The sequence below is a fragment of the Arthrobacter sp. NEB 688 genome (assembly GCF_013201035.1).
Classification (GTDB): domain Bacteria; phylum Actinomycetota; class Actinomycetes; order Actinomycetales; family Dermatophilaceae; genus Phycicoccus.
In genome coordinates this window covers 452,575-467,454 of sequence record NZ_CP053707.1, presented here as the reverse complement: position 1 = coordinate 467,454, position 14,880 = coordinate 452,575, and the positions used below count along the sequence as shown (strand labels likewise).

Genomic DNA, 14,880 nt, shown 5'->3' with positions numbered 1-14,880 from the left:
GGATCTTGGCCGGCGCCGGCCCAGTGGTCGTGGTGTCGGCGCGGGATGGATCTACTTTTCCACGTCCTCGTACGACTCGATGATCGTGCGCCAGGTCGCGATCTGCTCGTCGGTGTACTGCGGACCGGTCCAGTGACACGCCTCGAGCTCGATGGGCGGGTCGTAGCCGGCCACCACCGCCAGCGCCAATGCGGTCGCCAGCTGCGCCTGCGAGCCGTCGGCGACGTCCGCGCTCGCCCAGTCGAGCAGCACCACGTCGTCACCGCTGTCGACTAGGTCGAGGCCCACCACGGCCACGAGGACGGCACGGACGTGTTCCTGCACGCGAGAGGAGTCCTCCGTAGAGATCGCGATCGCGAGCTGGTAGTCGGCATCGTCCAGTTCACGCCACAGGCACACCCACGACGCGCCGGGCTCGTCGCCGAAGTACAGGACCGGCTCCTCACTCTCACGCAGCAGCTCCTCCAGCTCGAGCGCCAGTCGTTCCGCGTGCTGGAGCGCCTCGACGCCAAGCAGCTCCGCGGCTGCGCGAGCCGACAGCTTCCCGGGCTCTGTCACCGGCGCTGCGGGGCGGTCTGCTGCGAGATGGTCAACATGCCTCCGAGGACGAACAGCGCGCCAAGGCCCAACAGCCCGTATGTCGGCAGCTGACGTCGCTCCAGCGCACTCTCGCAGGCAGTGCTCATGTCGCGGTCGGTCTCGCCGAAAGCGAGCGCGTCGATGTGGTCCTCCGTCTTCGCCGCCTCGCCGTCAGGACGCAGAAAGCTGCCGCACGAGACGGGCTCATTCGCGTTCGGGCCGACCGAGACCCCAGCCAGGCCGAAGCCCAGTCCGAGCAGCGCGAGGCCGGCGGCGATGACGAAGAACAAGCGTGGTGATACCCCCATGGGGTGACCGTACCAATGATGCAGGCCGTCATCGCGCAGCCTCGGCGAGTCGGCCGGCATGGCGCGTCTAGGTCCCGGAGCCGCTGCGACAGTGGGCAACTCGCTTTGGTCCTCGTGCGGCTCGTCACACTATGGCCGATCCTCAGACCGGTTGTCGTAGCCACCGCGTAGGTTCTGCGCCTCGGCCCTTCATGAGCAGGGTCGCCTTCCCCCACCTACCGCAGGAGCATCCCCAGTGCGATCAGTCGCCGTCGTGTTCACTCTCGCAGCCATCACCCTTGCGGGATGCGGCAGCGGATCCGAGCCCAAGGAAGCGGCCACCGCGGCAGCCCCGGCCGCGTCGCAGGCGGCACCGAAAGATATCGGGACGATCACCGCTTCCGGGTTCGGGCAGGCCGACGAGTACGTCTGGGCAACAGCGGTCGTACACAACAACAGCGACAACATCGGACAGACCGTCACCGTGTCCTTCAACATCCTGGGTGACGCCGGCGAGATCCTCGGCAGCGAGTCCCAGGTCGAGTCCTTCTCCCAGCCCAGCGCCGACCACATCATCGGGACGCAGATCTCGCTCGAGCCCGGGCAGAAGGCCGCCAAGGTCGAGGCCACTCTGGATGTCGAGGCGTCCGGAACGTTCAGCGACCAGCCCTTCCCCGCGATCCCGGTTTCCGACCTCAAGATCACCGGCACCGGCGACCACCGCGACGTCAGCTTCGTCATCACCAACCCGCTCACGATCCCCATCAAGGACCCGCGCATCGCGCTCGCCTGCAAGGACAAGAGCGGCAAGCTCATCGGCGGCGACATCGCCTTCCCAGAACTGGTGCCGGCCGGAGGCAAGATCAAGGTCGACACCTCGCCCATCGTCTCTGGCGACCCTGCTGACTGTTCGGTCTACGTGGGTCCGCCCGTCGACTGGGAAGGCGCCCCCGAGGCAGTCGCGTCGGCGAGCCCTTCCGCGACGACGGCCGCCGAGCCAGCAGGGAGCGCAGAGAGTGCCTTCAGGACGTGGGTCACGCAGTTCGGCGAGCGCGACTGGAAGAGCCAGTACGAGACACTCGTCGGCCCCCAGCAGGAGTTGCTCACGCAGCGCGAGTTCATCGCCTGCCGCACCGCCGAGGCGCCGCCCAAGATCACCTGGAGCAAGGCTCTGGGCGCTACCGACGTCGGTGACTCGGCCATCCCCGGCACCAAGACCAAGCTGCCGGCCACCAAGGTCGACGCCCAGCTCAACGTCGACGGGCTCAAGGTGCCCATCGACGCGCACATGTTCATCGAGGACGGCGTCTGGAAGTGGTCGCTCGAGAAGGAAGCGCTCGCCAAGTGCACCAGCTGAGAGCCGCCGCCTGGGCTTCCCCGGCGCGCCAGACAGCCGGAGGCCCTCACTGCGACACCGAGGCTTAACGCTGTCCCCGCATCGGGTGACACCAGAGAGGTTGTCCCCAGCGAGGTGGCAGCAAGGAGTGTCAGTGGGTCGATGACCCCCGTGCGACAGCGGGGGCATCCTCCCTCGCGCCACGGTCGTCCTGTTGGAGGACCTGTGTCTGACATCCAACCGCTGTTCCCGCTGGGAACGGCCACTACTCCGAGACCGCCCCGCTCGCAGCACTCCGTCGCCCTTCTGGGGCTGTGGTGCCAGCTGGCCATCAAGGTGGCGGAGGCCATGGCTCACGACTCCTGCGATGCCAACCTCCTCTGGCACCAGCAGGTCCTCGTCGAAGAGGAGATCGCGACCTCGTTCCCGGAACTCGACGAGCGGATGATCGAGCTCCTCGTGTGGGAGTCCGAGCTGCTCCACGACGCGGCCGGCGAACCGGGCAACTGCCTGCAGTGCCGGCGCGCGCGCCTGAATCTGCCACCAGAGTGCCCTGTGCCGGCAACCCGTCAGGGGGTCCGCCTGTGAACGACAACGGGCTGATCGTCCACGCCGACCGCCTGCTCCTGCGGGACGTCACGATCGTCAACGCTGAGGCGGCGGCGCTCGTCGCCGCTGCCGTCTCCGCGTCGGGTCCTGCCGGTGCCCTCGACCTGGTCCGGCGGGCTCTGCCCATCGGTCTGGTCGCGCTCAAGCTCGGGTCGGCCTCGGTCGACACTGGCTCCCTCGAGCGGACCCTGGCCGGCTTCCGTCAGGCGGTCGACCAGTCCGCCGCCACGGCCAGTCGAGACCTCACCCAGACGATCGCCCAGCTGCGCTCGGGCGAGCAGACCGTCATCACGGCCGCCGAGCAGGTGCTCACGCACCTGCCGGCTCGGGTGGAAGCCGCGCTCGCTGGTGAGGCGCACACCATCCGCGACTCAGTGCGAGCTGTGACGGCGGAGGTACAAGAGACCGCTCTGCGTCAGGTCCGAGACGCGCTGAGCGCCCACGCCGCCAGTGTGCGCGACGCGGTCAGCCTCGATAGGGAGGGCCCTGTGCAGATGCTGCGCCGGGACGTCCTGACGCAGCTGGACGCGACGCGCTCCGAGCTGTCGGCGCAGTTGTCGGCCCTGACTGCTCAGGTCCAGGCGGAGTCCGCGGCCCAGGAAGCTGGGCGCAAGTCCAGCCGAGCCGTCGGCGACGACTGGGAGGCGTACTCCATGGCCGCCGCCCGCGCGGTCGTGACCGCCGCCGGCGACGTGTTCGCCGAGACCGGCTCCGAGGCGGCGGCAGGAACCACCCGCCGTACCGGCGACGGTGTCGCCACACTCGTAGTCGGGGCCAGCGAGCGGCCGGTGCGCGTGGTGTTCGAGGCCAAGAGCCGAACGCGTCCTCTGGGCCCGACGGCTCTGGCTCGCGAACTGCAGGCGGCCTCGGAGAATCGGGACGCTCAAGCGGCAATCGCCGTCGTGCGCACGACAAGCGAGGTGCCTGGCACCGTTCCACTGGCGCGTGTCGGCCCCTCCGCCTGGGTCGTGGCCCTCGACGGGGACCAGACCGCTCTCGAGCTCGTCTACCTCGTCGTGCGTGAGTTCCTCCGGGTCGGCGCCGCACGTGACGACAGTGACGAGCAGGGGGTCGACGTCCGCGCAGCGCAAGCACACCTGGTGAGGGCGGAGGAGACGCTTCGGGACTATGCCATCGTCCGCCGTCACGGCGAGAGCGCGCAGAAGTCCATCAGCGCCCTGTTGCTCCTGAGCAAGGACGCCTCCGCTCGAATCCACGACGAGCTCAGAGCAGCCACGGCTGCGCTCAACGCGACTCCCCGACGGGAGGTGGCGTAGCACCGACGACTGGGCCCCAGCGATGCGCTGGGGCCCAGTCTCTGTATTCGTCCTGTCCTCTGGCGGCCGTGACCGGCGACGGCGTGCCGGAAGCCGGCACGGTGGGCGCACCTCACTGGTGACGTCAGGAGTCGCTCTGGATGGCTTTGATGATGCGGAGAGCGTGATCGGTGGCCTGCTGGGCGTCCGCGTTCGGTCCGTGCGTGTCCCGGAAGATGTCCAGCGCCAGGGGCAGGAACGAGTCCGGGACGGTACGGCACATCTGCGCGAGGAAGGCGTCCTCGTCGTACCGCAGGGATGCGCGGCTGAGGAGCATGACCTCGCGGAGGAGAGCGGCCTGGTCTTCCACGGTGACGGGCAGTTCGTGCGCCGAGATCTGGGGCGGGCGGTGCCCGTTCGGAAAGGTGTGCTCGTAGGTGCAGGCCCGGGCGCGCAGCCCCCATGGCGTGCCCAGGAGGTCGCGCAGTTGGTCGTGATGCAGCGCGTACTGGAGCTCGCTCCGCAGGAGAACGCGCTGGAGGGGCGTGAGCTTCTCGCCCGGACCGATCCGGACGGGTCCGTGCCACGTGGTGGTCGTCGGGTCGATGTCGAGCTCGTGCGTGATCCTGCGCGGCGAGGGGGAGGAGATCTGCAGGCGCACCCGGACGTGGACCCCGGGCTTCTTCTTCAGCCGCAGCGTCAGTTCTGCAGGGCCGTGCGAGGTGTGAAGGGTGAGCGGGGGAGGCATGAGGTCGTTGCGTGTCATGCCCTCGAAGAGTGCTGGGCCGCTGACCCGTAGCAATCGGCCATGCCATCGGGCTCCCGGTGAAGGTGCTTGACGTCGACGGCGGTCCTCCGGCGACCAAGGAGGCGCTCGAAGCGTTTCAGGATGACTGCTAGAGACCGAGCGGGTCTTGAAGGTGCGGCCGCACTGGCATCGCAGGAAAGGTGCGGCCGCAGCAGGATCTATAGCAGCGCTCAGGCCGCCAACACACGACTCAGCGGATCTGCGAGTGACCGTCCTCGGCCCCCGCAACAGTCGCTCATGCCGATGAGCGGGCGGGGCAGCGAGGCAAGCGGCAGAGTGAGCGCGTGGAACTCCAGTACGACCTCCGTGCCGACAAAGCACATGTCCGCGCCATGCAGAAGGCCACGCGAAAGCGGCCGGACGTAGGACTAGCGCCGGTCCCAGCGTTGGTTGGTTCGTGGCGTTGGTGGCGTGCCATCGACTCTGGGCGCTATCCCTCCACCATCCTCGACGGGACCATCACCAGGGTGTTCTGGGGGAGCATGGGCGACTGGCCTATGTTCACGCTGCGCACGCTTGAAGGCGAGACCTCAGACTGGACGCGCCAGGGAGACCCCACCCGCTACGTCGAAGGCTTGGCGGTTCGGCTGCAATACGTAGTTCAGCGTTTCAAGGACTCAGTTCCCGACTGGTCCCTCGCCGGGACGAGGGAAACCAATCTGATTGTCCGCATCTGGCTCGAACCGAGCAGCCTGCGGTCCGAGGCCACCGGCCCCGGTCCCCTTGGGTCACTGCCCGGCGGCTAACGATTCTTGGAGTGCTCGCACATGCCGCGAAGGCTTCTTGCGCTGCGGAGCGCTACTCGACGTCGTCCGATGTGAGCACCCGCCACTTGATCGCCTCGCCCTCACTCCATCGCAAGAAGTCGGCCGCTCCGGCAAGTACGTAGTCCGGGTCGTACTCGCCGTCGGGCCTCTCAAGCCCGGCCCACATCGCGTTGAACGTCTCCCGCAACGACCAGCCCGGCCACGGCGAGCGAAGCAACCACAGACGTCCACCCAGTTGCGGCTCCTCACGCAGCCAGGACTCTCTCGTCTCGGGCACAAAGCGGCGATGCTCCTCCGGCCACATCTCGCCCACGAGCAACGCGCCGGTGTACTCCTCAAGCGGTTCGAACCCGAGTAAGCGCAGCTCGGCGACGCCAGGGACGACGTCTGGTCCTTTCGAAGCCCGCACTGGTCACGCTTGATGGTGGCACGACGACCATCGGCCCGACCGAATTCGAACTGATCGGCGGTGAGCGGCAGACGTGCGCTCATGGCGCGGTCAGGATGCTTCGCGGATCAAAGCCGCACTCCTGGTCGTACCGCCGCGGCGGTGCGACGATGCGTCGCATGACGGTGAAGGACGCTGTGCGGGTTGCGCTCCGTGCCTACATGGGCCCCTCGGCACGCGCGGCAGGCTTCAAAGGCTCTGCGCCGACCTGGCGGCGCATCAACGATGCCGGCGACGTCGCCCTCGCCAACGTCCAGATGTCCCCGTGGGGCGACCGCGACCAGACCAGCTGCTACATCAACCTCTCCGTCGCGCCGGCCCCGTGGCTGGAGTTCTCCAGCCGGCGTCGCCCCCTGCCCAAGTCGCTCTCTGAGTCGTACGGCCTGTATCGCGAGAGGCTGGACACCCGCTGGGACATCCGGTCCCCTGCATCGGCCGAGTCGGCAGTCCTGGACATGGTCGCGCGCCTTGATCGCGACGGCTGGCCGCGCCTGAACGCACTCCTGAACCGCCCGACATTCCTGAGCCAGCTACGCGACGACGGGCTGGGCGAGATCAAGCAGAAGGACGGCTTTGAGGCCTACTTCGCCAGGGCCGAGGCCATCCTGCTATCTGACGCGGGACCCAGCCCGGAACTCGATGCGCTTCTCGAACGCATGACGGCCGACCTCGACCCGAAGATCCGTGAGTCCTGGCAAGGGGCTGCAGATTGGATCCGAGAACGCGCCCTTTCGCGGTCCGAGCACGACGAGGCGACGCCAGCAGCGGCCCGTCACTGCTGAGACGTCCGCACATGCCGCGATCCGGGAGGTCGGCTGGCGGCGACAGGGGGCACGTGCCGAACCGCGCGCTCGCCTATGAGCGTGCGACGACGCCGCACGGTAAAGGGTTGCGCGCGCGGAGGTCCCCCGGACTGTCCCGGTCATGACCACACACCATGACCCCGGCACGGGCTGCGCACCGCACGATGTGCTGAACGACCTCCTCACGATCGGGAGCGACCGCGCGGCGGAGGAGCACGCTGGTGGCCCCGCCCTTGCGGCCTTCGCCGACTCCTGCTGGCACCTCGACATCCCGCTGGACAGCGACCACTTCCAGCTGTGGCTCGACTCCCTGGCTGACGCCGCCTACAGCTCGGCCGACCTCACCCTGGCACGGCGCGCGCTCAAGGGCCTGTCGTGACCAGCACCACCGCTTGGTCGGAAGCGGGGAAGCACTTGGACTCCCTCATCGATGAGGCCAAGGCCGTCCTGCCCAGCGCGGTGAACGAGGACACGGCAAAGAAGTACGAAGGCGCCTTTCGCCTGGTCTGGAAGCCGCTGTGCGAGGGGCGAGGCATGGACCCGCTGGGTGCGGGCCGGGCCGAGATCGTGGCGCTCTTCGACGGAGCCATGAGCGGAGAGATCCGCAGGTTCAGCAAGGGCAACACCAGGACCGGCGCGGTCTGCTTGGGGCAGGTGGAGATCTTGCTGTCTGCCGTGCGCTACTCCTACCGCGTCGCCGGCCGAGACTGTCCCCTCGAGTTGTTCAGCCTTGATGAGCTGAGCAACCTTCGCAGGAGCTGCGCAATGACTTATGCGGCGACCGCGAAGGCATCAGACCCGGCGCCCCTGATGCCGCCGAGCGACTTCAAGGCCCTCTGCGAGGCCGGTCCGAGGACCCGCGCCGACTCCGCCTGCGCAGTGGCAGCGATCCTGAGTCTGGACGCACGACTGACGTGCAAGGAGCTGGCGTCCTTGCGCGATCAGGACGTGGCGCTCCAGGGCGACGGCTCGGTGACCCTGATCCTTCCCGGACGAATGGTGCAGATCCCGTGTGCTCACCTCTTCTCCGAGCAGGTGTGGCTGGCCTGCGCTGCCTGCATGGTGCGCGATCATCTGCGGCTGCCCCGCGCCGGAGCTGGGACGGGGCTGCTCTCTGTGAAGGGCCGCCAGGTGGCGGGAGGACCGATTCTGTACAGGGCGATCCACACCTACCTGCTGTCCTGCGCGCGGCAGTCTCCCGCGCTGACCCTGCACCCCGGGGAGCCCCTCAGCTACCAGTCCGCTGTTGCACCCCGACTTCGCACGGGTGCCCGGCAGCTGGTCGCCCGAGCTGGCACGCGCTCGGCCAGGAGCGAGATGGTCACATTGACTGCGCTCAAGCTGACCGCCATGCGCGGGCTGACCCCTTCGGACATCTTCGCGCGCCTCACCCTCGACGACGTGCGAACAGCACTGTCCGACAGCGCGGCCGGCGGCCTCGAGGTGAGGTTGCCGCGAAGCATGAAGCAGCAGGGCCCGGGGACAGACTGGTTCGGGGTCAAGCCGATCCCCTACCCGACGCTCTGCGCGGTCGCGGCTGTGAGAGAGCTACTACTGGTGCGGGAGGCCGCGCGTGGGGATCGTCTTCCTGGGTCGGCGCCACTGCTGGTGGCACCGACAGGATGGAGCAACGACTCCTCGCACGCCATCACGGTCGGCGCCGCGCGCAGCGCGTTCATCCGCTTTCTGCGCGACGTGGGCCTGGGGGAGGCCGGCTACACGTGGGAGTCCGCGCGTCAGATGCACGCCTCGAATCTGGTGCTGCGGGGCGCGACTGAAGGACAGCTGCTTCGTGTGCTCCGTTTTCGCAAGCCGAACCAGATGCGTGAGTGGCTGCTTAGCTTCGCGCCCTTGACGGATGAGGTGTCACGCGCGGTCGTCGACGGCGCTGGGCAGGTGGACCAGTGAACGGGGACATCTCACCGACCGTCCTCCAGATGCTCGCCGACGAGCTCGCTTGGAGCGGCTATGCGGACACCGCGCTGGAGACCGACAGCATGAACTGGGCCGCATGGGAGGCCTTCTGCGACCGTCACGGCGCCAAGGCGTCGCGGCCCACGGGCGAGGTGGTGGTTGCCTTCCTCGCCGAGCGCCCTGGCATGCGTCACAGCTACGCCAGCCGACGCGTAGAGAGCCTGCGTGCGCGCATCCGCCAGTTGGGCGGCACCGGGGAGAAGTGGCCAGTCGTCGATGGCTACCTGGGCGCACTCAAGCGGATCGGTCCCGAACCGAGGGAGCGGATCAGCCCGTTGACAGACGCCGAGGTGCACCAAGTGGCTGCCCACGCCGCCACTCCTCGCCCTGAGATCACGGACTTGGCCCTGCGCCGGCTGGTGGCCCTGGCGCGAGTTGGCGCTGTGCCCACCTGGTCCGAGGTTGAGGGGCTGGATGTGGCAGCGGGGCCCAACGGCGATCTGACCTATCGGGGGCGCCGCCTCGAGATCGAAGCCGAGAGCGTGGAGTACGGCATCCTGACGCGCGACGGTGACATCCCTGCAGGCACGTGCTCGCTCCAGGCCGGCGCCTTGCGCGCCAGGGTGCGTGGCGCCGCTCGGCGCGCAGGCCTTCGGCTGTCCTCGCCCAGCGAGGTGCGCGCCCTCTCGGCGGAGGACTTTCATAGGCTCCTCGTGCACTGCGATCCCACGCGCGACCGACGGGTGCGCAACCTCGCATGGTTCGCGCTCGGCATCCATCACGCCCTGCGTCAGATCAGCCTCGCCAACCTGCTCATCGAAGACGTGCGGGTCACCCACGACGGGTACGAGGTGACCTACCGGGTCGCGAAGCTTCGTGCGGGGCAGGTCCAGGTCCGTTCCGTTCCGCACGTAGAACCAGACGTCGAGATGTGCGGGGCAGACCCGATGTGCCCGGCCTGTGGACTGGAAGACCAGCTCGAGGTCTGCCGGCGCCAGGGCCGAACCTCCGGGCCGGTCTTCGCGACGCACTACGCCGGGAAGTGGGGTGTCATGACCAGGCAGAACGCCCGCCACCTTATCCGGGAGCTGGTCCTGTCGGCGCTGCCCGACCTTGATCCCAGCCGCCTCATCGCCACCAGGACGCTGCGGGTGACCACATCCACCGCACTTGTCCGGTCCGGTGCCACGTTCGCCGAGACCGCAGCCATCACGATGCGCTACGACGAGGCTGAGCTGGCGCGATACGTCCGACTCGGCATCGAGGACGAGGTGCACCCCGTGTACGACTTCAACTGAACGCGCGTGCGAAGCGACAGCCCGGCCCCTCTGCGACGCGGAGGGGCCGGGCAGTTCGGTCCGACCCATCAAGACCCGGCGGCTCCGGCCACTACCGCCGCGATCGTCTTCTCCGATGAACGGTCGGTCGGGCGGTAGTAGACGCCGAGGCTGCGCACGTCCGCGTGGTGCGTGACCTTCGCGATTTCGATCAGCGGCAGGCCAGAGATGCACGCCTGTGTCACGAACCCGGCGCGCAAGCTGTGGCCACCCATCGAGCTCGCACCGGTCGCACCCGGCGCGGCGAGCCCGGCACGACCCGCGAGGTCTTGGATCAGCTCGTTGACGGCCTCTCCTCGGAGCCGCTGCAACCTCTCGCCACGGTGCTTGAGGTGGTCGTGCCGGTCCATCGCCGGGATTAACGCTTGGTCAGCGAGAACGTGACGGGGGTCGGCGCCGATCAGCTCCTCCACGCGCTCACGCCATGCGGTCAGCGCTGCGACCGGGCAGGCGGCGTCGCCGGATAGGGCTGGCAGCCAGTTCCACGCTCCCGCTCCCTGCTGGTCGGTCTTGGACCGTCGAAGGCGCACCCGGATCGAGCCGTCAGGAGTCCAGGTCAGGTCCGACCAGTTCAGTGCTGCCAGGTTCGACCGGCGCAGCGCCGCGAACCAACCCACCGTGAGCATCGCCGCATCCCGCAGCGCCTTGGTGCTCGCCCTCGGCGCGGCCACGCCGACACTGGCTGCCGTCCTCAGGCGCTTGTCGATGGCCTGCCGCGTCAGGCGCCTGCCGGCATCGTCGCCGAACACAGCCGTGCTGTCGGCCGTGGCGGCCTCATGCAGCGCGCGCAGCGCTTCGACAGGGCAGCGTTCGTGAGATGCGCTCGCGCGCAGTCGCACCCGCCGGCGGGAGCCCCCGCGCCTGTCCGGTGGCAGCGCCAGGTAGGCGTCGGCGCCGGAGAGGTCCACGTCGGTCCAGTCCAAGCGGGCGAGCTGGCCGGGGGTGGCCCCCAACTGCCGGGAGGCCTCGACCAGGACCAGGTCCCGTCGAGGGCGCAGCTGGGCCTGCCGCACGACCGCGAGCAGCAGCCGAAGGTCGGCGAGCAGCACCGGCTTCTTCGCGCGGGTCGTGGCGACCCCGAAGAGCCGCCGCACACCCTGCATCAGTGTCTTGACCTCGAGGTCGTGCCCGGGGCGCGCGCGCCCGTCAACCTCGAACCACTTATCGATGGCGGCCAGGCGGACCTGAAGGGTCGAGGTGGCGATGGCGGCGAGCAGCTGCCCGTCGGGGCCGCGCACGGCCTCGTCCTCGCCGCCGAGGAGGTAGGAGGTCAGGTGCAGGGCCACGTCATGCGGTGTCGCCGACCGCGGGTCGATGTCGCTCTGCTCGCACCACCGGACCCACGCGGCCTGGTGGCCTTCGTATCCCCGCCGCGTGCCGGTCGCCATCGAGTAGCTGACCAGCTCACGGTGGGCCTCCTCGAGGAACGCCGCACCGGCGATGCGCTCGGGCGGGACGGTGGTCGGAGGCTGGGCGACCTTCAGATGCCGGTGACGGGAGAACGCGCCACCTGCAGCGGCGGGCGCGGTCGCGGCGAGACCACTCACGGGGCGTCCGGCAAGCACCCGCTCCGCGACCGAGCGCGCTGGCCGTGGCGGCTGCTCGGCACCGGTGGCGGGCAGCAGTCGGTGCAGTCGGGTACGGCGCGCAGCGTCTGCGGCGGTGGGCAGGGGACGGGGTGAGGCCTCGGTGGGCCTGGTGATCGCATCGGTCACGAGCGCAGACAGTGCGCAGTCGCTCGCGCGTGGCAATGGGGGCTGACCTGCGAGGACGGCCGGACAGCGTCAACCTTGACCGCTCAAAAGGGGGGTTTCCAGCGGTCAGGGTTGGCGTAGTCCATCACCTGTGTGCCTGGGTACCAGCCTGCCTTGAGCGCACCGCCGACACGACCTCACCTGGCGCTGGTTCGACCATCCTCGGTGCCCCAGCGAACTAGGAGCGTCGGTGCCCAGCGGTGAAGTGCTGCCGGGCCTAGCCTGCCTGCTGCTCGCTGAGGTGCCAGCGCTCATAGGGCACCGACTGCCAGCCCTGAGCGCGAAGCCACGCACGCAGCGTCTTCGGCGGGATGCCGAGCGCTCGGGCGAGCTCGGACGGCGTGGTCCCCTCGGGCAAGGTCTGCAGCGCAGGGCGACACGGCCGGCGGAGGAAGCGCCTCCAGCGGTGATGAGCCATGGCCGGGCGCGGGTCGGGGACGGCGGCTACGGTCTGCGGGCATGCGCACCCCCGACACCGACGCCATGATGGCTGCCGACGATCGCCTCCTCGAGCTGGGCGGGATGGACCTCGTCGCCCCGCACTACATGAAGCTGATGGGCTCCGCCGCCGCCGACGCCGACCGCAGCGTCCTGCAGCGTCGCGCGCCGCAGCCGGGCCGTGACCGACGAGCAGGTGCGGCTGATGCTTGCGGGCGGCTGGCGCCCCCTGGTGATGGGCTGCTGGTACGCGATCGCCCGCCACGACGAGGCCCTCTGCGACCCGGTGCACGACGCGCTCGAGACGTGCCAAGGACACCTGACCTCACCCGCCCTCATTACGGCGACGCTGTTCTACCCGAGCGAGCGCACCCTGCCGCTGCTGGCCGACTACGCCGCTACCGACCGTCGGATGGGCTGGGACGCCGCGGACATCGCGGACGCCGCCGTGCTCCGGCTGACGGGGCGCCTGCCGGCGGACAGTTCAGCACCCGACGCAGACGCCGTTGCGCAACTGGAGGCGCTTATGGGCTTCGGCGAGCTGCTGCGTGAGTCTCGCGACCAACGCGGTTGGCGCGCTGCCGTTTCGAGGTCGTGACCTCGTAGATCCTCGATCGTGACCCGCAGGCTCGGCTGCTCGGGCAGGCTCTGTGCGTGGGCCGGGGGAGCAGGGAGCGGGCGACACGCTGGCCGGTAGCGCTCCGATGGCTCGGCTCACCGGTGACCGTCCTGGCCCTGGTGGTGCTCGTGCTGAACGACCACATCTGGAAGGACCAATCTAGTCGTCGTCGGAAGAGACAGTTCCAACCTCTTCCGCTGAGCCCTGAACCAAGGACAGCGCATGGCGGTACATGAACGGCACCCAGTAGTCCTCTCCGCGTGCTTCGAAGAAGCCAATCCGGACAAGGTCTTCGGAAACAGCCTGCGCTTGTTCCTCAGAAACGCTCCACAGTCGCGCCAAGCTAGCATGATTGTGTCGGGTCTTCTGGCCCTCCAGCAGCTCGAGATATGAGCGCAGGGCGGGGTGCTCGGCGTACAGCGTCTGCTTTAGCCGGACCTCGGAAACCTGAGGCAAGGCGTCCTTGAATGCCTGCCTATCGAATATGGCATGCCCCTCGGGGGTGGCTTGCCCGATCTCAAATCGAGAAAGCTGCTCGTTCTTAGTCTCAGATAAGAGATGTATTAGTTCGCGTGGCGCGTTCGTGCCTGTGCCGTCTTTGGTGCGAGTGAGGCACCAGTCGAACGTGGCAGGCTTCTTGCTTCCCTGGTCGATTTGAGCGGGATAGACGCTGTAAAAGAGGGCTTTTTGAGCCTGTGCACTCGCGAGCACCTGATCGCGATCCACGGAGTAATGCTGGGCTAAAGCATTGCTTTGGAGCAGGCGTTGCACTACAAGTTGCATTAGGGCGCTCTCGCTCCAAGTGATTCGTAGATCGCGCGTGATATGACTTGCTTCGCGAAAGCCCTGCCGCGTGATTGCGTCCCAGATGTCACTTCGAAGGAAGATCTTCAGTTTGAGGTGGTCAAGGGCCTGAATGTCACGGTAGACGCGGAAAAGAGCCCTTAGGGCGTTCGCCTCCAGCTCCGGTTCAGAGGCGAATGCAACGTCGAGTCTATCGAGCAGAATCCACACGTCTAGCGTCTCGGCCTCGAGAGCCTCGTCCGCCTTGAGTAGTAGGTCGTCGATAGCTACGAAGCCGTTCGATCTTTCCGCGGTTGTAGGCTCCGTGAACGTGATCTTCGGCTTCACTATCGGAATCCCCGTTAAAGGGTCCATGCGAAGCTCAGCCTCTACCGATTCGGCCGGTCGGAACCATGACTTAACATAGTCCATCACAAAATGAAGAATCTGCTTCTTCGGGGTACCGTCGGGCTTGACGAGCTCGGCGCCCTCCAAGAGCGCAATAAGCTCGTTAGCCTTCGGAGAGTTGATGTCGTAAGAGTTGAAGGTCTGTGCGATGAGTGCGAGGAAGTAGGTCTTCCAGAGGCCCACGAACTCGTCTTCGCTAGTTGGGGGGGCTTTTTCAACCTCAGCGAAAGCGGTCTGCCCGCTGGGATTCTCGGCGGTGGTCAGCAGAATGCCGCGATCGAATAGCGCACTTTCGCGAGACATGAGCATCGAATATATTGCGCTTTTCCCGCCACCCTTCGGGGCGAAGACAACATCAACTTCGCCCTCGAAAACTTTGCGCCAGTTCTCTGTCTCCACAAAGTATGCAGAAAGCGCCTGTCTCTCATCTTCTGCTACTCGCGATCCCATCGAAATGGAGCGCACAATATCCCGAACAGCATTCAAATCAAGGCCAGTCACAGGCCAAACCCCCTCAAGGTCGAACTCATCGCGATGATGACACGCGAGTTCAGCTTGACCCGCCAATCAAGCAGCATGTCGTGGCACTGTCCCTACCAGATTCTACGCGACCGTAAACCTGGATATCGCTCTCTACCGCTAGGCCCCCAGCGCTGGCTGACCGTACCGCCCTATCCGCGGCATGGGTAGGCGACGCGCGCCCGAGTCGCCTAGAGGGATACGTATACAGTCAC

General features: G+C 67.6%; 15 protein-coding genes. 9 read left to right on the top strand and 6 right to left on the bottom strand.

What is annotated here, in order from left to right; translation table 11 throughout:
- Positions 1-51: 51 nt before the first annotated feature.
- Together HL663_RS02285 and HL663_RS02280 are read right to left on the bottom strand one after the other, a co-directional pair.
- On the bottom strand, positions 52-558 hold the full coding sequence (locus HL663_RS02285) for a hypothetical protein (RefSeq protein ID WP_173026871.1): 507 nt from the start codon (positions 556-558) through the stop codon (positions 52-54).
- The gene (locus HL663_RS02280) at positions 555-869 is read right to left on the bottom strand and encodes a hypothetical protein (protein WP_173026870.1); all 315 of its coding nucleotides are present in this window, start codon (positions 867-869) and stop codon (positions 555-557) included. Before HL663_RS02280 ends, HL663_RS02285 begins: the two co-directional genes overlap by 4 nt.
- A gap of 271 nt (positions 870-1,140) precedes the next feature.
- Here HL663_RS02280 and HL663_RS02275 point away from each other — a divergent pair, with 271 nt between their 5' ends.
- The 3 genes from HL663_RS02275 (at position 1,141) to HL663_RS02265 (ending at position 4,088) form a co-directional block, all read left to right on the top strand.
- On the top strand, positions 1,141-2,223 hold the full coding sequence (locus HL663_RS02275) for a hypothetical protein (protein ID WP_173026869.1): 1,083 nt from the start codon (positions 1,141-1,143) through the stop codon (positions 2,221-2,223).
- A gap of 327 nt (positions 2,224-2,550) precedes the next feature.
- Positions 2,551-2,790 carry a hypothetical protein gene (locus tag HL663_RS02270; RefSeq protein WP_173026868.1) on the top strand — a complete coding sequence of 80 codons (240 nt, stop codon included), beginning with the start codon at positions 2,551-2,553 and terminating at the stop codon, positions 2,788-2,790.
- Positions 2,787-4,088: a hypothetical protein gene (locus tag HL663_RS02265; RefSeq protein ID WP_173026867.1), complete on the top strand. Its 1,302-nt coding sequence runs from the start codon at positions 2,787-2,789 to the stop codon at positions 4,086-4,088. The genes HL663_RS02270 and HL663_RS02265 overlap by 4 nt, the downstream gene beginning before the upstream one ends.
- Before the next feature lie 124 nt (positions 4,089-4,212).
- Here the strand turns inward: HL663_RS02265 and HL663_RS02260 are convergent, their stop codons facing one another.
- Positions 4,213-4,833: a hypothetical protein gene (locus tag HL663_RS02260; RefSeq protein ID WP_173026866.1), complete on the bottom strand. Its 621-nt coding sequence runs from the start codon at positions 4,831-4,833 to the stop codon at positions 4,213-4,215.
- A 326-nt stretch (positions 4,834-5,159) separates the two neighbouring features.
- Between HL663_RS02260 and HL663_RS02255 the strand changes: the two genes are divergently transcribed.
- Entirely contained in the window at positions 5,160-5,621 is a 462-nt protein-coding gene (locus HL663_RS02255; protein ID WP_173026865.1) for an immunity protein RhsI2 family protein, read from the top strand.
- Positions 5,622-5,673: 52 nt separating this feature from the next.
- Here the strand turns inward: HL663_RS02255 and HL663_RS02250 are convergent, their stop codons facing one another.
- Complete coding sequence (locus HL663_RS02250; RefSeq protein WP_173026864.1) at positions 5,674-5,955, bottom strand: hypothetical protein; 282 nt, start codon at positions 5,953-5,955, stop codon at positions 5,674-5,676.
- 254 nt (positions 5,956-6,209) lie between these two features.
- On the opposite strand from HL663_RS02250, the gene HL663_RS02245 reads away from it, so the two are divergent.
- The 4 genes from HL663_RS02245 (at position 6,210) to HL663_RS02230 (ending at position 10,105) form a co-directional block, all read left to right on the top strand.
- Positions 6,210-6,872 carry a DUF4304 domain-containing protein gene (locus tag HL663_RS02245; RefSeq protein WP_173026863.1) on the top strand — a complete coding sequence of 221 codons (663 nt, stop codon included), beginning with the start codon at positions 6,210-6,212 and terminating at the stop codon, positions 6,870-6,872.
- 142 nt (positions 6,873-7,014) lie between these two features.
- Positions 7,015-7,272 (top strand): hypothetical protein, encoded by a 258-nt coding sequence (locus HL663_RS02240; RefSeq protein ID WP_173026862.1) that lies wholly within the window; start codon positions 7,015-7,017, stop codon positions 7,270-7,272.
- Complete coding sequence (locus HL663_RS02235; RefSeq protein WP_173026861.1) at positions 7,269-8,801, top strand: hypothetical protein; 1,533 nt, start codon at positions 7,269-7,271, stop codon at positions 8,799-8,801. The genes HL663_RS02240 and HL663_RS02235 overlap by 4 nt, the downstream gene beginning before the upstream one ends.
- A 29-nt stretch (positions 8,802-8,830) precedes the next feature.
- Positions 8,831-10,105, top strand: a complete 1,275-nt coding sequence (locus HL663_RS02230; protein WP_173026860.1) for a site-specific integrase — start codon at positions 8,831-8,833, stop codon at positions 10,103-10,105.
- A gap of 68 nt (positions 10,106-10,173) precedes the next feature.
- Here the strand turns inward: HL663_RS02230 and HL663_RS02225 are convergent, their stop codons facing one another.
- Positions 10,174-11,859, bottom strand: a complete 1,686-nt coding sequence (locus HL663_RS02225) for a tyrosine-type recombinase/integrase (RefSeq protein WP_173026859.1) — start codon at positions 11,857-11,859, stop codon at positions 10,174-10,176.
- A 658-nt stretch (positions 11,860-12,517) separates the two neighbouring features.
- On the opposite strand from HL663_RS02225, the gene HL663_RS02220 reads away from it, so the two are divergent.
- Positions 12,518-12,934, top strand: a complete 417-nt coding sequence (locus tag HL663_RS02220; RefSeq protein WP_173026858.1) for a hypothetical protein — start codon at positions 12,518-12,520, stop codon at positions 12,932-12,934.
- A 180-nt stretch (positions 12,935-13,114) separates the two neighbouring features.
- On the opposite strand, the gene HL663_RS02215 is transcribed toward HL663_RS02220, so the two are convergent.
- Entirely contained in the window at positions 13,115-14,647 is a 1,533-nt protein-coding gene (locus tag HL663_RS02215; protein ID WP_173026857.1) for a P-loop ATPase, Sll1717 family, read from the bottom strand.
- Positions 14,648-14,880: the final 233 nt, after the last annotated feature.